This window comes from Peribacillus sp. JNUCC 23 (genome assembly GCF_053653995.1).
This window is the reverse complement of the sequence record NZ_CM132202.1, coordinates 1,295,699-1,321,651: the sequence shown is the minus strand read 5'-3', so window position 1 is coordinate 1,321,651 and position 25,953 is coordinate 1,295,699. Positions and strand designations below refer to the sequence as shown.

23 protein-coding genes are annotated in these 25,953 nt (G+C 37.9%); 11 read left to right on the top strand and 12 right to left on the bottom strand.

Going from position 1 to position 25,953, the window contains the following annotated elements; translation table 11 throughout:
• Window positions 1-103 precede the first annotated feature (103 nt).
• From yhaM to JNUCC23_RS06290, 5 genes are all read right to left on the bottom strand, one after another.
• Window positions 104-1,048 (bottom strand): 3'-5' exoribonuclease YhaM, encoded by a 945-nt coding sequence (gene yhaM, locus JNUCC23_RS06310; RefSeq protein ID WP_062182310.1) that lies wholly within the window; start codon window positions 1,046-1,048, stop codon window positions 104-106.
• A 163-nt stretch (window positions 1,049-1,211) separates the two neighbouring features.
• Entirely contained in the window at window positions 1,212-4,211 is a 3,000-nt protein-coding gene (locus JNUCC23_RS06305) for an AAA family ATPase (protein WP_454214856.1), read from the bottom strand.
• Between the two features lie 14 nt (window positions 4,212-4,225).
• A complete protein-coding gene (locus JNUCC23_RS06300; protein WP_403072602.1) occupies window positions 4,226-5,434 on the bottom strand; it encodes a metallophosphoesterase family protein in 1,209 nt (402 codons plus the stop codon).
• A 261-nt stretch (window positions 5,435-5,695) separates the two neighbouring features.
• Window positions 5,696-6,946: an ABC transporter permease gene (locus JNUCC23_RS06295; protein WP_454214854.1), complete on the bottom strand. Its 1,251-nt coding sequence runs from the start codon at window positions 6,944-6,946 to the stop codon at window positions 5,696-5,698.
• Window positions 6,939-7,838: an ABC transporter ATP-binding protein gene (locus JNUCC23_RS06290; protein WP_454214853.1), complete on the bottom strand. Its 900-nt coding sequence runs from the start codon at window positions 7,836-7,838 to the stop codon at window positions 6,939-6,941. The genes JNUCC23_RS06295 and JNUCC23_RS06290 overlap by 8 nt, the downstream gene beginning before the upstream one ends.
• Before the next feature lie 250 nt (window positions 7,839-8,088).
• On the opposite strand from JNUCC23_RS06290, the gene JNUCC23_RS06285 reads away from it, so the two are divergent.
• Both JNUCC23_RS06285 and JNUCC23_RS06280 read left to right on the top strand, forming a co-directional pair.
• Entirely contained in the window at window positions 8,089-8,277 is a 189-nt protein-coding gene (locus JNUCC23_RS06285) for a YhzD family protein (protein ID WP_062182325.1), read from the top strand.
• Window positions 8,278-8,564: 287 nt separating this feature from the next.
• Window positions 8,565-9,413: a dimethylarginine dimethylaminohydrolase family protein gene (locus JNUCC23_RS06280; RefSeq protein ID WP_062182328.1), complete on the top strand. Its 849-nt coding sequence runs from the start codon at window positions 8,565-8,567 to the stop codon at window positions 9,411-9,413.
• A gap of 156 nt (window positions 9,414-9,569) precedes the next feature.
• On the opposite strand, the gene JNUCC23_RS06275 is transcribed toward JNUCC23_RS06280, so the two are convergent.
• The 6 genes from JNUCC23_RS06275 to JNUCC23_RS06250 all read right to left on the bottom strand — a co-directional run bounded on the left by JNUCC23_RS06275 (window position 9,570) and on the right by JNUCC23_RS06250 (window position 15,237).
• Window positions 9,570-11,078, bottom strand: coding sequence for a coproporphyrinogen III oxidase (locus JNUCC23_RS06275; protein ID WP_062182332.1), 1,509 nt, complete (start codon window positions 11,076-11,078; stop codon window positions 9,570-9,572).
• A 321-nt stretch (window positions 11,079-11,399) separates the two neighbouring features.
• Window positions 11,400-11,672 carry an HU family DNA-binding protein gene (locus JNUCC23_RS06270; protein WP_028393229.1) on the bottom strand — a complete coding sequence of 91 codons (273 nt, stop codon included), beginning with the start codon at window positions 11,670-11,672 and terminating at the stop codon, window positions 11,400-11,402.
• Window positions 11,673-12,039: 367 nt separating this feature from the next.
• Complete coding sequence (locus tag JNUCC23_RS06265; protein WP_062182345.1) at window positions 12,040-12,258, bottom strand: hypothetical protein; 219 nt, start codon at window positions 12,256-12,258, stop codon at window positions 12,040-12,042.
• Window positions 12,259-12,414: 156 nt separating this feature from the next.
• Window positions 12,415-13,281, bottom strand: coding sequence for a Cof-type HAD-IIB family hydrolase (locus tag JNUCC23_RS06260; protein ID WP_403072586.1), 867 nt, complete (start codon window positions 13,279-13,281; stop codon window positions 12,415-12,417).
• 310 nt (window positions 13,282-13,591) lie between these two features.
• The gene (locus JNUCC23_RS06255; RefSeq protein WP_403072584.1) at window positions 13,592-13,942 is read right to left on the bottom strand and encodes a YlbF family regulator; all 351 of its coding nucleotides are present in this window, start codon (window positions 13,940-13,942) and stop codon (window positions 13,592-13,594) included.
• Window positions 13,943-14,073: 131 nt separating this feature from the next.
• Complete coding sequence (locus tag JNUCC23_RS06250) at window positions 14,074-15,237, bottom strand: DUF445 domain-containing protein (RefSeq protein ID WP_454214849.1); 1,164 nt, start codon at window positions 15,235-15,237, stop codon at window positions 14,074-14,076.
• 188 nt (window positions 15,238-15,425) lie between these two features.
• Between JNUCC23_RS06250 and JNUCC23_RS06245 the strand changes: the two genes are divergently transcribed.
• The 9 genes from JNUCC23_RS06245 (at window position 15,426) to JNUCC23_RS06205 (ending at window position 25,287) form a co-directional block, all read left to right on the top strand.
• Window positions 15,426-16,790 carry a YheC/YheD family endospore coat-associated protein gene (locus JNUCC23_RS06245; protein ID WP_454214847.1) on the top strand — a complete coding sequence of 455 codons (1,365 nt, stop codon included), beginning with the start codon at window positions 15,426-15,428 and terminating at the stop codon, window positions 16,788-16,790.
• A 34-nt stretch (window positions 16,791-16,824) separates the two neighbouring features.
• Window positions 16,825-17,931 carry a YheC/YheD family endospore coat-associated protein gene (locus JNUCC23_RS06240; protein ID WP_454214845.1) on the top strand — a complete coding sequence of 369 codons (1,107 nt, stop codon included), beginning with the start codon at window positions 16,825-16,827 and terminating at the stop codon, window positions 17,929-17,931.
• Window positions 17,900-19,276 (top strand): YheC/YheD family endospore coat-associated protein, encoded by a 1,377-nt coding sequence (locus JNUCC23_RS06235; RefSeq protein ID WP_454214843.1) that lies wholly within the window; start codon window positions 17,900-17,902, stop codon window positions 19,274-19,276. Before JNUCC23_RS06240 ends, JNUCC23_RS06235 begins: the two co-directional genes overlap by 32 nt.
• Complete coding sequence (locus JNUCC23_RS06230; RefSeq protein ID WP_454214841.1) at window positions 19,273-20,472, top strand: YheC/YheD family endospore coat-associated protein; 1,200 nt, start codon at window positions 19,273-19,275, stop codon at window positions 20,470-20,472. The genes JNUCC23_RS06235 and JNUCC23_RS06230 overlap by 4 nt, the downstream gene beginning before the upstream one ends.
• 57 nt (window positions 20,473-20,529) lie before the next feature.
• Window positions 20,530-20,742 carry a DUF5342 family protein gene (locus JNUCC23_RS06225; RefSeq protein WP_454214839.1) on the top strand — a complete coding sequence of 71 codons (213 nt, stop codon included), beginning with the start codon at window positions 20,530-20,532 and terminating at the stop codon, window positions 20,740-20,742.
• Between the two features lie 378 nt (window positions 20,743-21,120).
• Window positions 21,121-21,306 carry a hypothetical protein gene (locus JNUCC23_RS06220; RefSeq protein ID WP_403072563.1) on the top strand — a complete coding sequence of 62 codons (186 nt, stop codon included), beginning with the start codon at window positions 21,121-21,123 and terminating at the stop codon, window positions 21,304-21,306.
• A gap of 222 nt (window positions 21,307-21,528) precedes the next feature.
• Window positions 21,529-22,419, top strand: coding sequence for a PucR family transcriptional regulator (locus JNUCC23_RS06215; protein WP_454214837.1), 891 nt, complete (start codon window positions 21,529-21,531; stop codon window positions 22,417-22,419).
• Between the two features lie 115 nt (window positions 22,420-22,534).
• The gene (locus JNUCC23_RS06210; RefSeq protein WP_403072557.1) at window positions 22,535-23,671 is read left to right on the top strand and encodes an ABC transporter ATP-binding protein; all 1,137 of its coding nucleotides are present in this window, start codon (window positions 22,535-22,537) and stop codon (window positions 23,669-23,671) included.
• Window positions 23,672-24,414: 743 nt separating this feature from the next.
• Window positions 24,415-25,287, top strand: a complete 873-nt coding sequence (locus tag JNUCC23_RS06205; RefSeq protein ID WP_454214834.1) for a DMT family transporter — start codon at window positions 24,415-24,417, stop codon at window positions 25,285-25,287.
• Between the two features lie 144 nt (window positions 25,288-25,431).
• Here the strand turns inward: JNUCC23_RS06205 and JNUCC23_RS06200 are convergent, their stop codons facing one another.
• Window positions 25,432-25,884 (bottom strand): GNAT family N-acetyltransferase, encoded by a 453-nt coding sequence (locus tag JNUCC23_RS06200; protein WP_403072553.1) that lies wholly within the window; start codon window positions 25,882-25,884, stop codon window positions 25,432-25,434.
• Between the last annotated feature and the right edge of the window lie 69 nt (window positions 25,885-25,953).

The following is a 25,953-nucleotide window of genomic DNA, read 5'->3' as shown; positions in this document are numbered from 1 at the left end:
CGTGAAGATGACACATTAGCGGTCTATAAGGTGTAAGCTCTGACCCATTTCTGATGAATACAAAAAAGCACCAATGCAAAATCTTCGCACGGTGCATGTATCATTATTCAGAAAATGTCGGTTTGTAAAATGAACGATTTTCAAGAGCAAATACTTTTTCAGTAAATTCGCCTGGTTTAGCCTTTTCAAGAGCACGGTTCATCATATTAATCTTCGCATCTAAGTTATCAATATAGTGAAGAACTTCTGCTTCACGAACTAGAGGTGGTTTGGCACTCCCCCACTCTGCTTTGCCATGATGGCTCAAGACAAGATGTTGTAGAATCATGATTTCTTCACTTTGGATATTCAATTCATCAGCGGCTTTGCCTATCTCATTGACCATAATCGTAATATGGCCTAGTAGATTGCCTTCAGTTGTATAAACAGTTGATACTGGTCCTGATAGCTCTTTCACTTTACCAAGATCATGCAGAATAATTCCTGCATATAAAAGGTCTTTATCAAGTGTTGGATATAAAGCAGTGATCCCTTTCGCTAGGTCAAGCATGGAAACCACATGATAAGCAAGTCCTGAATAAAATTCATGATGGTTTTTTGTTGCAGCCGGGAATGTTAAGAAATCACTTTGGTATTTTTTCAGCAAATGACGTGTGACTCTTTGGATATTCGGATTTTTCATTTCAAAAATATATTGCGTGATTTTCCCCATCATTTCATCTTGGCTCAATGGAGCTATTTGAATAAGATCTGCAGGTGTCACACCATCCTGTTCAGTCGTCAAACGGATATTCCGAATCTTCAATTGGCTGCGTCCTCGGAAATTCTGAACCTCTCCTAGCACTTTGACCGTTTTTTCACCTGAAAAATTACGCTCATCATCTTCAGAAACATCCCATAGCTTTGCTTCTATTTCTCCTGTTTTATCAGAAAGGATCAGTGTCAGAAAGGGCTTGCCATTACTAGCCACTGCCTTGGTACTGCTTTTTATATACATATATGTATCCATTGACTCACCAACACCGAAGTGAATGATGCCTTTTTGCATGTGTATATACCCCCGTTCTAAGTTAAGTATCAATAGTATACCATATCGCGCAATAGTACGGTTTCACCTTATTCGATTTTCACAAAAAACAGCATGTCTATTATTTGTTCATAAAGAGGCACCCATAGGATTAGATAAAGTGAAACTTCAATCAGTGGGGGTTTTACTGCCCGTTAATGCGGGATAAATAGGTCAAGCTTCCTTGTGAAAAATGGTTGAGCAGATGTTCATGGCATGTAAAGAAAATAATTTGCCTTTGTTCAGATATTTTTGCTAATAAAGCAATCGTGTTTCCTGTTCGTTTACTGTCAAAATTCACGAAGCTATCATCAATGATAAGCGGAAAAGGATCCTCCTTGAATGTGTGGTCCGCCAGCGCAAGGCGAATCGCTACGTATATTTGTTCGGCAGTGCCACGACTCACTTCATTGACATCAAACATCAGATGATCAGAGCGCTGGACAGTGAATCCTTCCGTATCATGATTCAGGAAAATTCGGCTATACTGTCCATCCGTTAAATAGGAAAAATACTCTTCTGCTTTGTTTATAACACTAGGGAGACGTTCTTTTTTGAACGTATCAATCGTTTGATTCAGCAAACTTCGTGCAACAGCATATTTGGCCCAGTCTTTGGCATCTTCGTTAAACACTTGGCGCGCTTCATGAAATTGATGCATTCTATCATCATATAATCCACCCTCTTCAAGCTGTTTAATTCTATGTTTCCAATCCGATTGTTTCTCTAGCAGCGTCGATTGTCTACTAGTGATTTCATTTCGGATTGCTTCCAGATTTTCAATCGTATACTTACTAATATCCATTCCCATATACTCAGTTAGCTGTTTCCCTTGTAAACGTGACTGCTCCAGTTGCATGACGACAAGCTTCAGTTGGCTAAGAAGCTGTAGTCTTTCTTCAGCCCGTAATGCTTTTTCGCGAAAATCATCTTCATCCGCCACATTCGCTTTGTTGTACAATTCTTGGATTTGCCCGATGACATAATCCTTTTCAGATTTGTGATTCTCAAGTTCAACCATTGTCTTCGTTTCTTCCTCAACATGCTGTTTCAGTTGAATTTTCTTTTCGAACAAATCATTTAATGCCTTTTTTAAAATAGTAAGAGCTTCCTGCCAAGTACCCGGATATTCCCCCAGCTCCCCTGTATAATAAAACAACGTTTTCTTCCTATTTTGTATTTCACTATGAATATACTCATTGTTTTTACGAATCACATTTCTTTCTTCTACTTTCACTTTTAATTTTTCAAGCAAGCCAAAGACTTCCTCTAGGTCATGCTCGATCGCTTCATCTGGGATACCCCATATCTTAACAATAGTCATCGCTTCCGCCTGAACTGTTTTCCATGATGATTCCCAAGTTTCAAAATCGTGAATCACATCATCAAATGCTTGTTCCCGTTCTTCCTTCTTAAATGCTTCATTGGCTATTAATCTTTCTAGTTCACGATCTTGTTCAAGTAAACGCAAAGCTGGATCTGACTCATATTCCATTGAACGAGTTTGAGATTCTTCCTTCTCAATGGACGCCCTCTTTTCTTTAGCCTCAGAAAGTCTCCGTATATCATCGGCTAACGTGTGTTTCTCCTTAAAAAAGAAGAAACCGATCCAAATAGCAACCAGCGCAACTACAAAGAAAAACGTAAGTATTGTCTGCTTAGTAAAAATCGAATAGAACGATAGGCCTAATAGAATCAAGCTAATGAAAGAAAAAATACCACGTTTTTTACTAAGTTGATCCCGCTCTTTTTTTTCCTGTACCTTATAGTTCCGCTCCAAGTCCGCAATTTGTTCATCCAGCATTTCTTTTTTCACTATATGATACTGTTTATTTTGCCTTTGATCTTTTGCTGTTTCGAGCTTTAGCCTCTGCTCCTTTGGCAAGCGTCTACAGTTTAGTTCTTCAAGCCTCAGTTCAGACTGTTCTAACCGTCCCTTTACTAGTTTATACCGCTCATCAAGCTGCTCTTTTTCATTACGTAACACTCGTTTTTTTTGAGCAAGCGTTCTTATTTTCTCCTTCATAAAAGTGCTGAAATCTAGCTGTAGGATTGCTTCTACATGGTTTTTAAAGGACAAATCATCCTTAAGATTGTCGATTTCCTTACTTACTAGTTCTAAAGCTTTGTCCTCTTTATGTTTATCAAGCTCCAATTGTTCAAGTAGTGCAGAACTCTCGATAGCTGTTTCGATACTTTCCTTATGTTCTTCTAAAAAAGGTGAAAGGGCCATCTTTTCCTTTCCGGTCATCAGTTCTTGATACTGTTGTTGAAGTGAGACTTGCTTGGCCTCATGCTGAATAAGAAGAGAGTTTAGCTGTTCCAGCCGTTTTAAACCGTCAATCGGAAAAACTTGATCACCTAACCGGTCCAGTCTCGATTGGAGGACAGTCTGTTCTTTTGTAAGCGGCTTGATTCGAAGATATTCCCCTGTATAAAATAGCTGTTCTTCGTTAACTTGAAATTGTTGCTTTAGCTCTTCAAGTTTTTCACCAATTTCTTTTAACCCATTTTGAAGTTCGTTATAGTTCAGCTGATCATCACCTGAATGTTTCATATTTTGTTGAAGCACTTTCAACTGCTTCATTTGACTATTTAGTAACGGTTTCTGTCCAGAAGGTTTAAACCGTAGATCCAGCTCTTTTTGCAAACTCCCTTCTGCATCCAAAATCCTATCATTGCCAACTAAACCAGCCGAAAGTAAATATTTACCAATCACTCCTTCTCCCAGCATATGAAGCCCTTGTAGACCTTGTAGGTCAAAGGAAAAAATTGATTGATAATAGGCCTTATCCATGCCATGTAGGATATTGTTAAGTATTTCTTCTCCAGCAACTTCACCATTTTCAAAAGTGACAGATACATCCCCCGTTGCTTTTCCTTTTACCCGTTCAATTCTTATCTCGCCATATTGCTTTGTTGCAACAATAAGAAGCCCACCATATTTAGCGTGCATTTTCGGTTCATACCGTAACTCGTTTTGTACTTTGGTTGGAAAGCCAAATAATATACTGTGGATAAACGACATGATTGTCGATTTGCCTGCTTCATTTTTCCCGAAAAACACATGCAATTCAGTCAAATTTGTAAACCGTTCATTTTCCATTTTTCCATACCCATATACGTATATCTCTCTTATTCTCAAACCACTCTCCCCCCTTAATGCAGCATTTGCAAAAGCATCCGTTTGGCGTCTTTTAGAATTTGTTCTTGCTCCTCTTCCGTCAAAGAATCAAGCCATTTCTTAGCAATCCCATGCCGATATAGAGGCTGTAGGGCTTCTTCAAATTCTGTAAAACGTTCTACCTTTGAAAGGAGCTCTGATGTAAACGGAGTGTCCTGTAAAACAGCTGGCATCGTGTCCTTGTGAACTGTCATCCGATATGGCCACACATTCCATTCCTCATGCTCTGACTGCTCTTGTAAAATAGAGAGAATGTCTGCTAGAAATTCTTCACTACATACATTAGGATGATGAACATTTCTACCATCTATTATAAGCTCAAGTAAATATTTTTCTGTAAAAGTATGATACTTTGTTAACCTATTCTTGCATTCAGTAAGGATCGAATCGAATGTACTTGTTTCAGGAATCACTACAGTTGCTGTATCCCAAATCATTTCTGCCGTTCGAATAAATCTGTGTTTCCAATCAACACCATTCAGCTCGATGATATAGCAGCCCTTTTCTCCACTTTCCTTGCGATTCCTTCCCTGAATATTTCCTGGGTAAATAGCGAGTGGTTGCTCAGCGACAATTTGCCTTTTATGAATATGACCAAGCGCCCAATAATCGAAATTCTTCTCCGTTAAATCTCGTAAGGAGAACGGAGCATAAGGGCTATGAGTTGTAAAGCCTTCTAAATTTCCGTGTAGAAGTCCAATATGATAATCGGCTCCCTCTATTTTTACATATGTATCGATCATTTTCTCAGTTACATGTCGCTTCGGATAGCTGAATCCATAAAGATGAACTAGCGTACCATCACTTTTGTGAAACGACTTCATTTCCGCTTTTTCCGAAAATACATGAACATTATCAGGAAAATCCACATGTATCCATGACCCGCTCAAATGATCGTGATTACCGTGAATGATATATACAGGAACCCCAGCAGCCTTCAATCGCTCCATTTCCCTTCGAAACCTCACTTGAGTTCGTAAGCTTCTATTTTCACCGTCATATAAGTCACCCGATAAAAGCAGAAAGTCTACCTTCTGGTGAATGGCCGTATCAATGATGCTGCGAAACGCCTTAAATGGACTTTCCCGTAACTCGTCTGCCCATGCTTGAGGCACAGATTTTAGTCCCGTAAACGGACTGTCCAAATGCAAATCTGCCGCATGTAAAAAAACAATCGGTCTCATACCCAAACCTCGATTCCGTTTTGATTCTTGTCTCTTAGTTTATCCTAATTGTAGCACAAACAGAACACACTTTCCCATTTTTATCATTCATGAGAAAGAAAAGTCTCTCTCCTAACAAAAATGTTTATGTGACGAGAACGGACATAATAGACAGTGTATAGAGTGTGAGGACGACAAAAAGGTCAGACCCCATATCTACTATTTATTGTTTATATGAAGTGAAGAGACTATAAACAGTGTATAGAGTATGGGGTCAGACTCTTAATTTTTCTTTGATAATTGTAAGGCGTTTTTAATGCTTTTTAAAGATTTTGAGCTTCCGTACATCAAGACGCCACCACGATAGATTCTAGCTCCAACAATACCTAACAGGACAATTGTCGCAATTAATAAGCCAATACTTATGGCGATTTCCCAGAAAGGAACATTAAGCATGCCAACGCGTAAAAACATGATCATCGGACTGAAAAATGGAATAAATGATGTGATCGTAATATAACTAGCTGAAGGATTGCCAAGGCCAAACATCGCAATCAGGAAAGCAATGACAACAAGCATCGTCATCGGTGAAATCATTTGCTGTACATCTTCTATTTTACTGACGACGGAGCCAAGACATGCGGCAAGTGTCGCATACAACAGATAACCAAGCATCGCGAATATGATCGCATAAATAATAGTCGATATATTCGTGTTACCAAAACCAAAAATCGCGAAGAATCCTTCATTCATATCGGTCAAATTTCGTTTAATCGAGACATACCCCACTCCGAAAAATAAGATCATTTGAGTAAGGCTAAGCAAGGCAACACCTAATATTTTCGCAAACATCTGAGTAATGGGCGAGACACTTGAAATCAAAATTTCCATCACTCGTGATGTTTTTTCTGTGGCCACTTCCATCGCAATCATCGTTGCGTACATTAACACACCAAAATAAATAACGAACAAAAGCACATAAACGAGACCTCGAGCTTGATTTAAGTCTTCCTCTGATTTTGCATTTTCTGCAAGAGCAATCGTTTCATAGGCTGGAGGTGTATTCAATTGTACGATTTGCTGATCCGTCAAGCTCAATTCGCTTGCTGTACGTTTACTTTTCAATTGAGAAAGTGCTAGAAATAAATCATCGCTAATCATTGAATCTGATATTTGATTGGCTTTATACGTTCCTTTTAAGCCATTGTCCACGTCTTTTTCAAGAAGTAAATAGCCGCTAATTTCTTCGTCTATTACCTTTTTCTCTGCATTTTCTTCATTTTGAGAAGCGATAATCGTAATTTCGTCGTTCACAACGGCTACTTCAGCTTTATAGCCATCAAATAAATGCTCTCCCGTTTGATCGATGATGGCAACCTGCTCTCTGTCATCACTTCCGAATGTCTTCAAAATATTCGTCATGTTAGAAAGAATAAGAACTAAGGCCATCATAATGACTGTAGTAATGATGAAAGATTTCGATTTTAATTTTGATAAATAGGTATGCGAAAGCACAATCCAAAATTTATTCATAGGCTGCACCCACTTTTTCGATAAAGATATCTGTCAATGACGGCTCTTCCAATTCAAATTTCCGGACAAACCCTCTTGGTACAAGATCACGAATGATATCAGCAGCAACATCCTCACCCGTCACCTGTAGAATCTTCCCTTCCATCGTTGTCTTGACTTTCGTTACACCAGGATAAGCATCCAAGAAAGATAGATCAAAATCGGCTCGAATCGACACATTCTTTTTCCCAAATGAACGCTTAATTTCTTTCAGTTTACCTTCAACTACAGGTGATCCCTTATGCATAATGCAAAGATGCTCACACATTTCTTCAACATGCTCCATACGATGGCTCGAGAAAACGATCGTCGTGCCACTATCTCGCAAATCGATGACCGCCTCTTTCAGCATCTCCACATTCACCGGATCTAGCCCGCTAAATGGTTCATCAAGAATAAGCAATTCCGGTTTGTGAATCATAGAAGCGATCAACTGAATTTTTTGCTGATTTCCTTTAGATAGTTCTTCAACACGCTTATCGATATATTCTGGAACCTTAAAGCGGTCAAGCCAATATTTTAGCTCCTTCAAAGCCTTTCCTTTGTTCATTCCTCTTAATCTTGCCAGATAAACAATCTGATCGCGCACCTTTAGCTTCGGGTAGAGACCACGTTCCTCAGGAAGATAGCCGATTAAAGAGCTGCTCGCATAATCTATCTTCTTTCCATTCCAAACAATTTCCCCTTCTGTTGGGCCAAGAAGACCAAGAATCATCCGAAACGTCGTTGTTTTACCAGCACCGTTGCCACCTAAAAAACCAAACATTTCTTTCTCAGGAATTGTGAAGTTAAGATTATTGACAGCAGTAAATTCCCCAAACTTTTTTGTGACACCTTTAATTTGTAAAGCCAACAGATTCCCCCCTATAAAGTAACACTTCCATCAGTAGTTTTTTTATCCGTACCTATTTTCTCACAAAAAAATGAATGTAAGCTATTATTGCCAATTAAAATGGGATAAAGCACCATTCCCCTTTCATCTTAACGGAATTCCTATCCATGTACAACACGCAAATCCTAATATTAATGGTATAATCCTTAAATGAAACTGAAAATTAAAAATGTTCAGTGTGTATCATTCTAGAGTAAAAGGAGAGTTTTACATGAGCAGAACCTATAAGTTGACAGTCTTTGAACCTACTGGGGAAAAATTGTTAGATGAGGCTTTTACAGCTGAAAATGATAACTTGGCAAAAGAAATAGGTCAGCAATTATTAATTGAAAAAAACTTTGAACACAAAACACACCGTTGCACTTCTTCCGCAGGTAAACTTCTTCTCTTTCACCGTTAAAAAGAAAAACGTCAACAAAAGCTGGTGCATGAACCACATCGGCTTTTGAATACAAACAATTGGGCGTTCAGACCACTTTTCATGGGGAACCATAATCACTGCTGCTTCAAACATCATTCATGCATTCTCTAAATCAAAAGATGACATCTATCCACCACCGCTTTTATTAAGGCTAAATTCTCCATGGTTCTATTCTCTTTCTTTTTCTTAAATCCTTTAATTCATAATGTTTTCTAAGAGGGAATAAAGGAAAGAATAAAAGAAAAAGTCTAATTAGGGGGATATGCATGTTAATAGGTCATGATGCCGCAAGCTATTGCACGAGTGAATACGATCTTTTAAAAAAAGTGATTGTCTGTGAACCACAATATATGGAAATCCGCGAAGTGATCAACGAAACTCAAAAGCGATTCAAAAATGAAAATATTAATCGAAAACTGGCAATGCAGCAACATGAGCAATTTATTGAACGATTAAAAGAATTAGACGTGAAAGTATATAAACTTCCCGCTCTTGAAGCATTTCCTGAACAAGTTTTCACACGTGACATCGGGTTCACCATTGGAAAAACTGTATTTGTTGCCGAAATGGCGACTCATTTGCGACATGGTGAGGACAAGGTATTAAAGTCTTGGCTTATCGAGGAACATCTGCCATTTTACGACTTAACAAAGGAGCATATTGAAGGTGGAGATGTATTGATTGACAGAAAATCGATTTACATTGGTGTCAGTTCTCGAACCCATGAAAAGTCTATCCGACAACTGCAAAGTCTCCTTCCGCATTTTGAAATCATTTCCATGCCTTTTCAGGAAAAATTCCTGCACCTAGATTGTGTATTCAATATCCTTTCGCCGACCGAAGCACTGATTTTCCCAGAAGCATTTGAACAAAGGGAAATCGATATGCTTCGTTCACGTTTTGATCTGATTGAAATTAATGACGAAGAACAATTTACATTAGGTACAAACGTGCTTTCAATAGGTAGAAAAAAAGTCTTCAGTCTTCCTTGCAATAAGATGGTGAATAATCAGCTCCGTATGAGAGGGTACGAATTAATTGAAGTAGACATTTCCGAAATTATTAAATCAGGTGGTTCATTTAGATGCTGCACAATGCCACTTGTACGGGAATAATGCACGGCTCATCGATGGGATAGGCGCTCTTGATTAAAGATATATTTGTATCTTGACGCATATTTGCTAATTCCACAACATTCCGGATGATTATTAACACAAATTCAAAAAAAAGAACCCTCAGCACCATTTCAATCATGGTCTAGGGTTCTTCTGTTATTTTTGTACAATCCCAAACAGTTCTTCAAGAATCTCTATTTTCTTCTCTGTATAGTGTTCAAAATTGTCATTGTATGACTTAGGATCCTTCGGGTTTGCAAAATGAGTAATCTTCCCTGTGACTGGGTCAAGGAACTTACTTGCCGCCCCACAGCCAAGCCCGATAATGGTTTGCTGTTCTTCCATGATCATGATGTTATACAAGCTTTCTTGACCTGGGAAGGAATAACCGACATTTTCAAGGTTGCCAAGAATATTCTTCTGGCGATATAAGTAATATGGCGTGTACCCATGCTTTTCTGTCCAGCTTTCGGCCGTTCGCATCATTTTCTCAGCTTCCTCACGTGAAGCTACTTGATACTTTTGCTTATTGCGTGTCATTTCCGAAGCACGTTTGAACGATAACGTATGCACAGTCAGTGATTCGGGTAGTAGCTTTTCCGTCTCATCCAAGGTTACCTGGAATTCAGGTAGCTCCTCTCCAGGCAAGCCAATAATTAAATCCATATTAATATTATTCATGCCCATTTTTCTTGAAAGATGGAACTTCGTAATCGTTTCTTCAACCGTATGATGGCGCCCGATTGCCTTCAGCGTCTCTTGAATATACGATTGCGGATTCACACTAATGCGGTCAATGTTCCACTTTTTCAATACTTCGAGCTTTTCTGGTGTAATCGTATCAGGACGCCCTGCTTCAACTGTTATTTCACGAACCTTTTCAACATCCGGGAAACTTGCATACATTTCTTCGTACAGCATATCCATTTCTTCCGCAGTAATACTTGTTGGTGTGCCACCACCATAATAAATCGTGGTGATTTTGACATCATGTTCCTTCATCCAACGGCCCATTTCTTTAATTTCATAATGAAGACCGCCAAGAAATGAAGTCACAGAACCTTGTCTACCATTAATCGCATAGGCAGGGAACGTACAATATGCACATTTTGTTGGACAAAATGGAATCCCAATATAGATGCTCACTTCTTTTTTCAATTCGTATAAGTCCGGTATAGCTGCCAATTGACGATCGACGATACGCTGCATTAGATCAATTTTCTCATCAGAAATTAAATAATCTTCACGGAGTTCAGCATGTGCTTGTTCTTTCGATAGCCCTTGCTGAAGCTTTTGATGGAGGAGTTTTGTGGGACGAATTCCTGTTAAGATACCCCATTTCTGTGTGATGCCTGTGATCTTCTGAAGCACATCCAAATACACATGGGAAACAACTCGCTTCACTTGTTTAAACTGCTCTTTATCTGTTTTTGCTGGAATCAGCTCTTGCTCATAACCAGCTGTATAGTTTTTTTGCGTAGCTTTTACCAGAAGTGCTGCGGTCACGATAATTTTATCGGTTACTTCATACTGAAGTGTCACCTCAAAATCAGCATCACTAGCCTCGCCAAAAACAATTTCCGTTTCTTCATAAAATAAGTTCGCAATATTTCGAAGCGGACGTTCAAACCGCTCATCATGTAATCCCTTTATTTCAATTTGCAAAATGATCACCTGTTTAATTTTATTTCGTAAATATCCTTCTCATTTTACAGAATTGGACTAGTTCGGTCAATGTTAACAACAACCAAAGCAATTTGCTAGTGACTAATCCATCGTTTCATCTGAATATTTAGAAGCGATACTTTTCCGACCTTTTATAAAGAATTTCGGCCGATAACTGAACGGCTGGTAAACGAAAGCTTTGTTAAAAGGTATACATATCTTACTTTTTTCTGGATAACCGTTTTCAAACGTTATTAAATAAAAAACTCTGGAGATGAACTCATCTCCAGAGTTTTTTTACACAATTGTAAATAGAATTACTTATTTAACAGCTTCTTTTAATTCCTTACCTGGTTTAAATGCGGGAACTTTGGAAGCAGCGATTTGAATTTCTTCACCTGTTTGTGGGTTTCTACCTGTACGAGCTGCTCTGTCGCGCACTTCAAATGTGCCAAATCCAACTAATTGGATTTTTTCTTCTTTAGAAAGCGTAGTAGAGATCGTTTCAATCAACGCATCTACCGCTTTTTTAGCATCTTCTTTTGTTAATTCTGCTTGTGCTGCTACAGCACTGACTAATTCAGTTTTGTTCATAGTCTTACACCTCGTCCTTTATTCTTAAATAGTATGTAGAAATGAAACCATAACATATTATCTCTATATCTGTCACCTAGTAAGGCTAAGAAAAGGCAAACTAAATTCCTGTAACTATTGTTAAGTTGAAAATTACAGTATTTTTTGTTTGTTGTTTCGATTGATTTCGTATATCTTGTGTATTGATTAAAATTTGAACAGTAGTTCTCTCTATCAGTCTGTCCAAAAACATTGGATAGTATAAGTATACTTAACTTATAATGATTAGATCATGTCAGAAAAACATAAATAAATCAACAAAAAACACATGGCTAACTGCAAAACCATTTGTTTTTTGTTGATTTGTTAGTATAGAAAGATAATAAAATTAAGATTCGCAGCCTTCACACTGAAAAATTTGTTTTTCTGCGTCTAATACTTTTAATAACTGTCCAATCACCACATCTTCATCCTCAGTAAATTCCAAGTCGACGATTCTTTCGTGGATCAATGCTTTCGCCTGTTCTTCTGTTTCGGCTACTTGACTAAATTCACCTTTTTTCTGAGTGGAAAGCACTTCATACTCAAAAAGATACCGTTGTTTCATCGTATCACTCCTATCCTCTTGTTAATCTTCTATTATAATGATTAACTTCGAGAAAGAAGAATGATCTGCTCTATAAAAATGAAATTACCCATCATTTTTACCTATATAGCTTTTGTTAGGTTTGTTGAAAGGAAACTAGAAATTATTCTTTTTTAATTATTTCAACATGTTCATCCTTGTTAAAAATTCAATATCATACTGCTTTCTAAAAAACTCCTTCAGCATATACGCCACGCCATGTTCATCATTCGTACGAGTTACCCATGCAGCAGCAAGCTTCACATCATTTGGAGCATTGCCCATAGCAACTCCAAGGCCTGATTCTGAAATCATTTCGAAGTCATCCTCATCATCACCAATTGCGACAATTTCATTTCTTTTAACGCCTAAATAGTCCGCTAAATAAAGAATCCCATTCCATTTAGAAACACCTTTTGGAACAATCGTAATTTTTTGATAATGCTTTTCGATTACTTCCACTTCGGGGAATAGCTCTTTAAATAAGATTAACAAATCAGCTTGATCTTTACGACTTTTAAAAATCACATCGATTTTCACTGGTGAAAACGGCTGTTCGTTTAACTCTTCGCTTAAAACATCTACAAAGTTCTGCGAATATACACTTGGCTCATTATTGTAGATGATCGTTTTTCCTAGCAAATTTTCAGGAAGATTCATTCGATTGCCAATCAAGGATTTTTCCCGGATTAATTGAATCTGACATTCAGTTTTTTCAAGCATCTGAACCATTTCAAGTGTTAATTCTTCACTCATTCTTTTTATAAAAATTGGTTTCTCAATCGTTGAACCGACAAAGGCTCCTTGATGAGCAATCAGCATCGGATTAATTTTCAACGCTTTCGCTACTTTTTTTGCTGAGAGATAATTTCTTGACGTTACAAGGGCTACATTCACACCTTTTTGATGTACATATTCAATAGCTTCCCTCGTGGATTTATGTAAACGGCCATTCGATTGAAGCAATGTCCCATCAATATTCACGGCAAGTAAGCGATACACCATGTTGACCACCCCTCCTATTCCAATTTATGAAGGATAAATTGGCGGTAGAACATATGGATAGCAAGAATTTTTCCATTTTGATTTCGGGTTCACTTACAAGTTGCCAGACAGGAGAAAGCTAACTAAATCACATGGCCTATTAGAAAAAAAAGTGAAACTTCCATCAGTTTTTCTCATCCCCCACTAATGTCCCGTTCTACTTTCGCTAAAAATGAAATAAAAAAACATGATCATTTAAAAATGGCCATGTTTTTTTATTTGTTTAATTGCACCTTGATATGAGTCCGTTACGAATTAACAAAGTGAACGATTATTGTTGTGGAGAACCGTAAAGATCTTCTAGCGGTTTCATGATAATTTTGTTTAAATCAGCAATTGCCATGCTCATTCGTTGTTCGGCTTCCATCAGTCTTGAAATGGCTTCATGTTGTTGAACTAATGCCACCGTTTTTTGCGCTTGTTCGACTTCTTCTGGCGTGATTTCTTGTCCAGTCATTTGCTTTTGTTGTAAGTTCATCTGCATATTACGGAAGTTCTCGAACATCCCTTTAGCAGATTCATCACTGTTTACTTGATCAAATAGGCTTTTTAGCTCCTTGTATTCATTGCTCTCACGGATTGCTTTTTCTAAATCATATGCTGAATCATATAGATTACTCATTCATATTCCCCCATTCATGGATTTCTCTTCTCCACTATACCAAATCTAAACTGAAAATCACACATATTCCCCCATAAAGTGAAACTTCAATTCAGTGGGGTGTTCTTCCCCACCTACGATTCCTCTAAGCCTTAAGGCGGGGATTTTGACTTTCCGTTAATGCGGGACAAAACAGCAATTAATCCCTGAACGATCCCGATAATTCCTCCTAATAAAGCACCTAAATACGTAATCATCGATAGTTCTTTTTTTGCAATCGATAAAACAATTTTTTCAAGATGCTCCATTGGGAAACCTGCAACTTGTTCTTCAACTATTTTTGCGATTTGTAGCTTTGCAATTAATGGTGTAATATGCTTGCTTAAATAGCCAATACCATGGTCAAGCACAGCTGGAACCATTTTTTCTATAATTAGCTCTTCCATATTACTTGTGATCTCTTTAAGCGGTTTATTCATTATTTCTTCAATGGCGAGTAACTCTGCCGTTTTTTCTAATAGCAATGCTTTGATTTTTTCATTACCGAACATATCCTCGACTTTACTAAACTCCCATTGCTTCACTTTGCTCCATTCGCCAACCATTAGAATGGTGATCAATTCTGCCGTTTTCTTTTGCTCAAGAAATTTGATTAGTTCTGGCTGCACCTTATCAACAAGTTTTCCATTGCCAACGAACATTGGGATCATATTGCCGAACATGCCTCTGTTTTTAAAGAAGTCGTTAACCATAAACTCTAGTCGTGCTTTTCCTTCCTCACTAATAAAGTATTCTTTTCCTTTCTGCAATATGTACGTGGAGAGTGTCGGAATTGTTTCTGAAACTTTTTCTTTGATTTTGGGAGGCAATACCTCATTCAAGGTTTGATGGCGATATTCGGTAAGCCAGTTATCATATTTATTCAAAACAAATTCTTTGGCATAGTTTTCTAATTTTTCTCCAGGTTGATGTACTCCGAATTGAGTGAACATTGCATCCAAACTTTTTTCAGTTGTTATGACTTTTTTTACTTCTCCTTGTATCCATTCATTCATATCCTTTTTAAAGGAAGCGTTCATAATCTTATTCTGAATGCTTTTAGGTGTAAGTAAATGATCAACTACGACTTTTCCAAGCTGTGTAGCCAATTCCTCTTGGCGTTTAGGCAATAGACCTGGTGTAAAGGGGAGGCGTTTTCCAAATAAATAAACAGCCTTGTAGGGATGAAAAAGCATCTTAATCGCTAAATAATTGGTCGATCCTCCTATGATGGCTCCAATCAAGACCATAAAGATGATGGTTAATAGTAAATTCATGAAGTTTCTCCTTTTATTCGGGTTTAACAAATCGTCAGCGGGAAAGACATCGCTGATGGAAGTTACAAATATTAACGGGCTGTTTGCACACATTCTTTATTCATTAATCATACAATAACCCAGAATAGCAAAATCGCCTAAAATAGGTGGTATGACTTATCTAAACCGAGCGTAAACGGGGAATGACAATGAAGGTATTATACGACAACGTTTCAATAATTGCAGATAAAAGTACTGCGGGTCGTACTCCCACTATTTATGTCCCTCCATTTCTTTTAAAAAAGTGGCAGCTAACAGACTCCACCCGTATCTCATTACAAGTAGGTTCCAAACAAATAGATGTGTTCGTAAGGATCCATCAAGATCATTTAGCACAACTTAAGATTCCCGAAAATGTACTTCAGTTTCTAGCACTTCCTAACCGTTCATTCTCTGTACAAATAGGCTTTTGTCCGATAAATTCTCAGCTTTCAATTGGACCTATCCTAGCACTTCTCACCCATCATACACCAAGTGAAACGAATGGATTTGGAGATATGGAAATTTTTTTTAGAGAATTGTACAGGTTTTGTTGCATGAATGGATTTCTTTTTTTCATCATTCCCCTGCAAACTCTTGAAAAATCAAAGGAATTAACAGGTTACCTTCCAATTGATGAAGGTTGGGAACGGATGTCTGTGCCCATTCCCGATGTTGTATATAACCGAATCCATTCAAGAAAATTGGAAAACACAGAATTATTCATTCGTTTCCGTACATTATTGAAAGAAGCTTCTATTCCCTTTTTCAATGGAAGTTTTCTGTCTAAATGGGAAACTCATGAACTACTATTAACTGAAGATTCACTTGATCCATACTTGCCTGAAACCATCCTGCTCCAGTCAGAAGCAGACTTTGTCACTTTTTTGCAAACTCATACAGAAGTATTTGTAAAGCCTGTATTTGGAAGTCAAGGTCGCAATATTTGTAAGCTATCACGTGTTTTTGAAGGATGGGTCCTAGAGCATTCAAGCAATATACAGGATACTCATCTAATCGAAACCGAGGAACGCCTTTATCAAATCCTAATGAAAAATACAAAAAAGCGTTCCTATATCGTCCAAAGAGGCATCCCATTACTCGATATTAATGGGCATAAAACGGATTTTCGAGTGCTACTTAATAAAAGTAAAAAGCAAGAATGGACGATCACATCCATTGTTGCAAGGCTTGGTAATGCCGGACATATTGTTTCAAATCTCGCTCAAGGAGGCGAAATGAAAAATGCTGCTGCATTTCTCTCCTCTGTTTTCGAACGACCAGAAGCGATTCGGATTTATAAAAGCTTATCCAGCCTTGCATTAAACGTTGCCAAAACAGTTGAAAGCAAGCGAGAGGATTTATTCGGGGAGCTCGGTATTGATTTGGCACTTGACTCAGACAATCATCCTTGGATTCTTGAAGTGAACTCAAAACCTTCGAAGAAATTTCATGCAGACTCTGATAAAATTCGTCCCTCTGTGAAACGCATCGTTGAATATATGAACACTTTGTATGTAAGTAAGGCGCCTTAAATCTAATCATGGCCAATGGAAAGGAGCGGGAACTATGGTTTCCCTAGGCATCATGTTATCCGATTTATCAAAGGAACAGCGTTATAGTACTGAAATTGCAAAAAGAGCAAGTAAAAGTGGGTGGAAGGTATTTCGGTTCAAGTCTTCCGGTATTGACACGGAAGCTAAAACAATACAAGGTGAATCGTACAATCCGATAACTAATCTTTGGGATGTTAAAAAGTTTACGATCCCAACATTTATCTATGACCGTAGCTTTCATGGATTAACTAGAGACGACCAAAAAGTCCGAAATAAAATAACTTGGCTAAAAGGGCAGGCTCAATTTCTCGGTCATGGCCTCCCTAGTAAATGGGAAATTTATACTAAACTTAAGGATTTGCCACTGCTCCAAGCTTATATCCCCGTAACAGCACAGGCAACAGATGCAAAAACCGTTTGGAATCATCTTCATGAATATGAACAGATTCTTCTAAAACCATCATTCGGCTCGAGAGGAATCGGAATTTATCTTTTATCTAAGGTTGAAGATGGAACCGTCGTAACGATGACAAAACATGAAAAACGATATGAAAGACACTTTAAATCAAAAGAACAGCTTCATAGATGGATTGAATCACTCTTAAACAAATTCCAATTCCTTATTCAGCCTTATTTACCATTATCCAATCTTGATAACGAACCATTCGATCTGCGCATTCTCCTGCAAAAAGATGCAACCAATCACTGGGTAGAACAAGGTAGGGGAATTCGTAAGGGGAACAAGGATTGTATCACATCAAACTTAGCGACAGGCGGTAAGGCCATCACCTATGAAAAATTTATCAAAGAAATTGCCCATCCCCATCAAAAATATATTGAACTTACCATTGGGCATATCCTTCGTACGTTACCTGAGGAACTCGAAGCAAAATTTCAGCCGCTTTTTGAACTAGGGATTGATCTTGGCATTGATCGAAAAAATAGAGTTTGGATTCTTGATATCAACTCCAAACCTGGTCGGAAAATCATTGAAACATTGCAACCAGATAAGAAAGATGACTTATATCATGCTCCAATTGCTTATTGTCAATATCTATCTGACAACTTAGTGAAAGCAGGTGAAACCGTTGAAGAAAATCTATCCCTGCGAAATAACTGATATGCTGGGAGATGTTTTTTATTACCCGTCTGAGCTAGAAGGGGTTGTCAATTTTACAGATAAGGAAGCCGTGTGCTTTGGTCATCGTGCACATCAGGCTGACATAAGAAGCAACCCTTCTATTCGGCAAACTTTCGCTCTTTCGCAATCGCTTGCAAAAGCCCTATACTTTCCAGAAACAGAAACTTCCTTGCATGTGTTCCTATATCAGAACAGCATTCATATCGGGCCACTAGTCGGCATCTTTTCAGCGGGCTTTGGACCTTTTTTAACTAAACCATTGGGTGAACGCTCATCATTTTTTTCTAAACTTCTATCTCTAAATAAAACAACTGGCTGCATTCCCTTCATTTTTGGTGAAAATCACATCAACTGGGAGCAAGAAACAATTCGTGGCTATGTGTATCAGGACAATCAATGGGACATCTGTGAATTTCCTTTTCCAAATGTCATCTATGACCGTCTTCCTAACCGAAAAACAGAGAATAAAATGGGTCCAAAGGAAGTGAAACGAAAATTCCAAACCGACTATTCCATTCCTTGGTATAATCCAGGCTTTTTTAATAAATGGGATGTATATGAGCGTCTAATAGATGATGAACGCGCTACCCCCTACTTACCAGTCACCTATCCATTTCAGTCTTTTTCAATTGTTGAAACATTACTTTCTGAACATCGTCAAGTTTATATTAAACCGATTCATGGCAGCCTTGGATTAGGGATTCACCAAGTTCTTTATGATAAGCATGGAGACATGTATTACTGCCGTTATCGTGATCATGAGAATGAAAACCGATTAAAACGCTTCTCCACCCTTGAATCGATGCTAAAGCATGTGTTTAAAAACAAACGGATTGACCATTTAATCGTACAACAAGGGATATCCTTAATCCGTAATAACCGCCGCCCAATTGACTTTCGCGTCCATACGAATAAAGACCTTGATGGGGATTGGCAAGTTACTGCAATTGCCGCAAAAATTGCTGGTGAAGGTAGCCTCACAACCCATGTGAAAAATGGCGGGACGATCATGACACTTGATGAACTTTTTGGTGATGATGATACAGTATTTGAAGTCCATCAACAATTATCAAAAGCCGCACTTATCTTAAGTGAGGCGATCGAAGAGCACTTGGATGGGATCGTTGCTGAAATCGGTTTTGACTTAGGGTTAGATAAGCAAGGGCAAGTCTGGATGTTTGAAGCCAATTCAAAGCCTGGACGGTCGATTTTTTCTCATCCTAAATTGCGTGAATTTGAATTATTAACAAGGAAGCTTGCTCTAGACTATGCCGTCTATTTAACAGAGCAATCACTCGCCAGCACTGGCGGCTTACAGAAATGAAATTGTATTACGATTTAACTAATCATTTATGGTCGCATTGCTCTTTTGGTCAAAAGGCCTATTTTGGTCAAGAATCTTCACAAATCCATTTTAATGAAGAAATTCCATTACCATCATTTTCTATACAATCAAAACTGGAGCACAGAAACCGAATATTGACCGTTGGGATCATGACCTGCCAAAACAAAAAGAACGATTTCGGTATTGCTGGAAACTTGCCATTATTTTATGACTTGCACCAAGAGCTTTTAAAGCATGGGATCTTCTCATTTATTTTTACTGCAGAAGACGCTTTAGCAAATACCGGACTTGGTCTCGTTTATAGTGCTGATCATGAGAAATGGATGAAGGTCGCCGTTCCCAAGCCATGTGTCATCTACAACCGGATTCCCTTCCGTTCATTTGAAGAAACTACTTCGTTCCAATCATTACTGAATGATTTTAAAGCCCGTAACATTGCGGTTTTCAATCCTGGTTTTTTTCATAAATACGATATGTTTGAAGCGTTAGCTAAAAGTCCCGGACTAAGTCCATTTTTACCAGAAACCATTCTTCTATCTACATCCCAAGTGCTTAAAGATTTCCTTGAAAATCATCGTGAAATTTATGTGAAGCCAGGAAAAGGAAATCGTGGATACGGCATTGCAACACTTTCCTTAACAAATCATTCAGCGATACTTGTAAAAAAAACGAGTGGCACAGAAACCTACCCTGCTTTCGAAGATTATTGGAAGTCTGAAGCAGACAGACTATTACGAAAAAAGTATATCGCTCAACGTGCAATAGAACCGAAAAAAATACGAGGCCATCGCTTTGATTATCGAATCCTTGTCCATTACCAGAATGGAGTCCATCTTGTCACAGGCAAAGCGGTTCGGATGTCTCAAACCCAGGAAGTTACCACACATATTCCAAGAGGCGGAAAACTTTATCCATATACTCGATTGCAATCGGCAGAACTTGACGAGCAATTTAAAACGATTGCTGAACAATGCGGCATCATTCTTTCGAAGTCATTTGGTTTTTTCGGAGAATTTTCAATTGATATTGGTGAAGATCTTAATGGGAATCTTTTCATTTATGAAGTAAACGCAAAGCCCATGCAATTCGATGAGCTGGAAATCGAAGCAGCCCGTCATAAGCATTTGCGACAAATATTCAGAGAAATCGGACTGCCAAAGCTTCTTCCAAGATAGCAATACAGAGTGCTCTTCCTTTATACGACTAATAATCCCATTTATGGGGGTAATCATGTGATCACTCATTTTCAGGTGGCGCCATTATATAAAGACAAACAATTGCCTGGTTGGACGATTTCCTTTTATTATGATAAAAAATATTATCAAGCCATTTATCATCCTGATGGAAGGATTGAGTATCGAAATTCAGAACCCGCTCGCGCCAATATGAATCAGCTAACAAGCAAGATTCACGACTTAATGGTCTTTCACGTTTATCTGCATTAACGGGCAGTAAAAGCCCCCCCACCTCAAAGCTTAGAGGAATCGAGGAAGCGCAGGTGGGGGATAACTGCCCATCAAAGCCCGATTGGTGAGATACAGTGAAACTTACCTTTGTGGTCTTCAAAGGTTTAGTTGAGGCCCACAGGATGTGGGTCACGCAGACGTTGCCGCAGGATGCGGCGTACTTAGTCTGAGTTCATTGATCAGGTTCGTAATGTCGCTTGACCGAAGCGAAGTGGAGGTATTAGCGACATTAGAACGGGACTAACAATCAGCTGGGGATGCCCCCCACTGATTGAAGTTTCACTTTATGAATAATGAACTTTTTCTTCGGTAAAACTATAATCACGTGCAAAAGTGCCATTATAGGAGGAAAGCTACATGAAAGAAAAGTACACATTTCTCAAAGATACTGATTACGAAGGAAAAGATACAGCCTATTTAGATGTTGATCGAATTATTAACGAAGGTATGGCCGGCGGTAACGTCTATCAAGCAGGAAGCAAGCAAAATATTGAGGAGTCGCATGATTTTTATGACGAAGATCCTCCTCAAATAAGTGACTAACAGGATGCGAAAGAGACTGAACCCATCATGGGTCTGTCTCTTTCTTAATAACTCCATTATTCCCCTCTTCGCTATTCTAATTTTTAAAAAAAGGTCTTTTCTCACCCAATTTACTACTTATCCCTAAAATTGATAAAAAATACATCAAATTGTTCTAATAATTAAAACTTCGTTATAATAAAGAAAAGTTCACCTGAATACAAACAAGAAAGGCAGTCCATTATGATAGAAAAATTACTTAACAAATATCCAAATTCAATTGCTCATAAACAGGATGCTCCTTACGTTGAAAAATACTTTTGGTTTAAAGATGATAATGGCAATGAAATCGGGATACCTAAATCAGCCATTACACCTGAAGAGATCAACCTTCTTAGTCTCTTATTCCATACAGACTTTTTCGATGGGCGAAACGATTCTTCGACCAAACAGCCTTGGAGTGATTTCTTGTTACATAAGAATGGGAAATTGCCCAAAACACGCTGGGAACATGTTCGTTTCACCCACTTTCACTTTGATCACAATGACTTTTCTGGTCGTGACTTTGAAGATGCGCTACTGTCATTCGTTTCATCAAATGCTATATTAGTATGGACGAGTGATAGATCAGGAGCTTTAATCGAGGGAAAAACAGAAGATGGTTTAGACAAAGAAGAACTAATGGCCATGCTTTCAACATTGGAAAGTGATTTTTATACAAAGATTGAAATATTCCTAGGCAGCTTTCATTTTGTAGATAAAGAGTTATCCTCTCACTATGAAATGGAAAAGAAATTCTACCTTAAAGCGAAGAATTTTATCCAAAACCGGAAAATGATAGTTCTTGCTGATCTACTTCCGTTCCTTTTTTTAGAGGGCATAACAGAAGAAGAAAAAAAATGGTTTACTATTGCATTACTCGGCGAGACTTTACTAGATAAAGAATTAATTGGTACAGTGAAAACGTATATTGAATGCAATTCAAATGCAAGTTTAGCTGCTAAGAGACTTTATATTCACCGCAACAGTTTGCAATATCGCATCGATAAATTTATTGATAAAACAGGCCTTGATGTACGAGCCTTTAATCATGCATTACCTGCTTATTTGCTAATTTTGTTATCAGAATTTTAAATCTATGGCAACTTGCATAAAAACATACTATCATTTTTGTGCACCCTGTCTATATTATTTTGAATACGCTTCCAATACAATAGATTCATAGACAAGAGATTGGGAGGTTTTATAAATGGCAGAATTACAATTAGAACATATTTTTAAAATCTACGATAATAAAGTAACGGCTGTAGAAGATTTCAATCTACAAATTGAAGATAAGGAATTTATCGTTTTCGTAGGACCTTCTGGCTGCGGTAAATCGACAACATTACGTATGATCGCAGGACTTGAAGAAATTTCAAAAGGTGATTTCTACATTGATGGAAAACGTGTAAATGATGTTCCGCCTAAAGATCGCGATATCGCGATGGTCTTCCAAAACTATGCACTATACCCACATATGTCTGTATATGATAATATGGCATTCGGGCTAAAACTTCGTAAAATGCCGAAAGCAGAAATTGATCAACGCGTGAAAGATGCGGCGAAAATTCTTGGTCTCGAAGTATACTTGGATCGTAAACCTAAAGCCCTTTCCGGTGGTCAACGTCAACGTGTTGCCCTTGGTCGTGCAATCGTCCGTGACGCAAAAGTCTTCCTGATGGATGAGCCATTGTCGAACCTTGATGCTAAGCTACGTGTGCAAATGCGTGCTGAAATTGCAAAACTGCACAAACGCTTAAACACAACAACAATTTATGTTACCCATGACCAAACAGAAGCAATGACGATGGCCACACGCCTTGTCGTTATGAAAGACGGTATCATCCAACAAGTTGGTGCTCCTAAAGATGTGTATGAAAGACCTGAAAATGTTTTTGTGGGCGGTTTCATTGGCTCTCCAGCCATGAACTTCTTAAATGGAAAACTAGAAAATGGTTTTGTTAAAATTGGTGACCAATCTATCGCAATCCCTGAAGGCAAAATGAAGCTTCTTCGTGATCAAGGCTATGTAGGAAAAGAGATCATTTTGGGAATTCGCCCTGAAGACTTCCACGATGAGCCTTTATTCATTGAATCTTCTCCAGAAACGAGAATGAGTGCCCACATTGAAGTAGCTGAGCTAATGGGTGCAGAGTTCATGCTTTACTCTTCACTAGGTGGCCAAGACTTCGTTGCACGTGTTGATGCTCGTACAATCGTTCAAGCAGGCGATAATTTGGAAATGGCACTGGATATGAATAAAGCGCATTTCTTCGATGTCGAAACAGAACAACGCATCAGACCTGTATCGGAATTAAATCAGCTAAAAGAGGCAGTCAGATAATTTCAGCTTTCCTCTTTTAGAGTGAAAAAGCTATGAAAACTTATAAAGGAGCAGTGCATTTCACCTATGAAATTGCACTGTTTTTTTGTTCTCAATGAACGCTAAACTTACTCTTAGCTCCTTCATTTCTAGCTATTTTTAGCCTCTAGTTTATTAAGTAAACGGATTAACTCATTCAAACCGACCAAATCTTCAGCCCATAGTAGATATCGCTAACATTGCTTACCCTTTCCCGCCCGTTCAACAAAAAAAGTCGTCGAAGCAATCTTGGCAAACTTATTTATGTCGGCAGTTTTTACATACTTGAATGATGTTTTTTGTTTCCGTTTTATGAGAGTATAATAATTTAATTCTTTTTCGATTACACAACGGACAGTCCCCTCGTCCTTTTGAAGGGAGCTTACTTAATGTTTTTCCCCGGTACCTTTTCGCCATTTCCATCCATCCCTCATATAAAAATTCATCCTTCCCTTTATTTAATGAAGAACTGCAAAGAATATTGTTGGGCATTTTAATCAATTCCCACTTTTTAGGATCTAAATATTTCGTTAGCGCTAAACATAAGTACCCGTTCGGATCAGCTTAAATAGATTCAGGATTTCCAGGTACAATCCCTCACAAAAAAAGGGGAAATTCGGATATAAGAACATCTTATATCCGAATTATTAAAATAGTATACGGAACAAGCTATTACGTTTATAATAGACCAATGGCATTTTGTTAGAGGTACGGTGATGATTTAAATGTTAAAAGCTTATTCTTGGCTGATTTTATGTGTTGTTGTATGGGGAAGTAATTTTGTCTTTGGTAAGATATTAGTTCAAGATTTCTCCCCAACTATGCTAACTATGCTGAGACTACTGTTTATTGTCCTAGTGTTAATTGGATTATCTTTGTACAAAAAAGGATTTAGACGTGTGAATAATGTAGATTTGATGTGGCTTTTTGTTTTGGGAGTTATCGGTGTATTTGTTAATCAATGGTCTTTTTTTATGGGATTACAAACAGCTGATCCAACAACATCTGCATTAATTTTAGCTACTACTCCTATTTTAACTAGCTTTTTAGCCGCTGTATTTTTAAAAGAAAAATTAACGACTCGTATGTTAATGGGTTCCTTTCTTGCGGTCATCGGCATTTATTTTGTTGTAACGAAAGGTAATTTATCAACGATTCACATTGATAAAGGATTATTATGGATTGTTGTAACGATGATTACTTTCGCCATTATGATAATTATGACAAGAGTACTCTCGCAAAGAGTAGACCCTCTTACGATTACTTTATATTCAAATCTTGTTGGATTTATTGTAGCGATCCCATTTGCTTTTTCATTAGACGCTCCAATTCGGATCAGCTTTGATATATCTGATTGGGCTTTATTAATCGGAACAGCAGTTATTGTGCATGGCATAGCCACACTTATTTGGAATAATAATATTCGACATGTCGATGCTTCAAAGGCATCTATATTATCTAATTTAGAGCCCTTTGTCGCCATGGTTACAGGATTCATTTTACTATCCAAACCAATTACCAGTGTAGAATTATTAGGGTCCCTATTCATTGTGGGAGGAGTCGTGCTTTCTACTTATCAACGAAAAAAAGCTATTTAAACAAACTTCTTCTGGTAAGTAACCAGAAGAAGTTGATAGGATTTCTAATGATCCTTATGTGTATAGGAGTTATTAAAACACTCAATAGATCACAGTCAGATTGTAGTGAAAAGAGATTTTCACTACAATCTTTTTTTGTTCGCCTTATAAATCCTGAGATAATCGAACCATATCCCTGCACTGTATACCATTCTCAAAAATGTCTTCTTGATAATGCTTAATAAAAAAGTCCTTATCGATATCAACCATTCTAAAGCCACATTTTTGATAAAGTACTAACTGTCCTATGCTTGAATTCCCAGTACCAACTTCTATTGTTTTATATCCTTTTCGCTTGGCGGATTGAACTGCATCCAATACTAACTGCTTCCCTATCCCTCTATGTTGATGCTGTTCTGCTACAGCAACATTCACCAATTCCACCATCTCGGGACGTGTTCGTAGTAGCACATAAACGCCAATAATTTGTTGATCAATTTCAGCTACAAAACATTCTCCCCTAGCGATATATTGTTCAACCATTTTTCGCGAAGGATCAGCTAATAACAATAAATCCATTGGTGGTATTTCATTTACATTTAATTTCCTTATATCCATATTCTCTCCTCTACCCGGCTTTCTCTCTTAAAATGCTAGTAGGTAAAAACTTATTCCAAGCTCTGAACA

Coding starts and splice junctions, on each gene's coding strand:
- JNUCC23_RS06230 (WP_454214841.1), top strand. CDS start 19,273: ATGAAATTGTATTACGATTTAACTAATCATTTATGGTCGCATTGCTCT.
- JNUCC23_RS06285 (WP_062182325.1), top strand. CDS start 8,089: ATGAGCAGAACCTATAAGTTGACAGTCTTTGAACCTACTGGGGAAAAA.
- JNUCC23_RS06260 (WP_403072586.1), bottom strand. CDS start 13,281: ATGGTGTATCGCTTACTTGCCGTGAATATTGATGGGACATTGCTTCAA.
- JNUCC23_RS06295 (WP_454214854.1), bottom strand. CDS start 6,946: ATGAATAAATTTTGGATTGTGCTTTCGCATACCTATTTATCAAAATTA.
- JNUCC23_RS06255 (WP_403072584.1), bottom strand. CDS start 13,942: ATGAGTAATCTATATGATTCAGCATATGATTTAGAAAAAGCAATCCGT.
- JNUCC23_RS06220 (WP_403072563.1), top strand. CDS start 21,121: ATGAAAGAAAAGTACACATTTCTCAAAGATACTGATTACGAAGGAAAA.
- JNUCC23_RS06270 (WP_028393229.1), bottom strand. CDS start 11,672: ATGAACAAAACTGAATTAGTCAGTGCTGTAGCAGCACAAGCAGAATTA.
- JNUCC23_RS06215 (WP_454214837.1), top strand. CDS start 21,529: ATGATAGAAAAATTACTTAACAAATATCCAAATTCAATTGCTCATAAA.
- yhaM (WP_062182310.1), bottom strand. CDS start 1,048: ATGCAAAAAGGCATCATTCACTTCGGTGTTGGTGAGTCAATGGATACA.
- JNUCC23_RS06245 (WP_454214847.1), top strand. CDS start 15,426: ATGAAGGTATTATACGACAACGTTTCAATAATTGCAGATAAAAGTACT.
- JNUCC23_RS06280 (WP_062182328.1), top strand. CDS start 8,565: ATGTTAATAGGTCATGATGCCGCAAGCTATTGCACGAGTGAATACGAT.
- JNUCC23_RS06300 (WP_403072602.1), bottom strand. CDS start 5,434: ATGAGACCGATTGTTTTTTTACATGCGGCAGATTTGCATTTGGACAGT.
- JNUCC23_RS06200 (WP_403072553.1), bottom strand. CDS start 25,884: ATGGATATAAGGAAATTAAATGTAAATGAAATACCACCAATGGATTTA.
- JNUCC23_RS06250 (WP_454214849.1), bottom strand. CDS start 15,237: ATGAATTTACTATTAACCATCATCTTTATGGTCTTGATTGGAGCCATC.
- JNUCC23_RS06240 (WP_454214845.1), top strand. CDS start 16,825: ATGGTTTCCCTAGGCATCATGTTATCCGATTTATCAAAGGAACAGCGT.
- JNUCC23_RS06265 (WP_062182345.1), bottom strand. CDS start 12,258: ATGAAACAACGGTATCTTTTTGAGTATGAAGTGCTTTCCACTCAGAAA.
- JNUCC23_RS06205 (WP_454214834.1), top strand. CDS start 24,415: ATGTTAAAAGCTTATTCTTGGCTGATTTTATGTGTTGTTGTATGGGGA.
- JNUCC23_RS06210 (WP_403072557.1), top strand. CDS start 22,535: ATGGCAGAATTACAATTAGAACATATTTTTAAAATCTACGATAATAAA.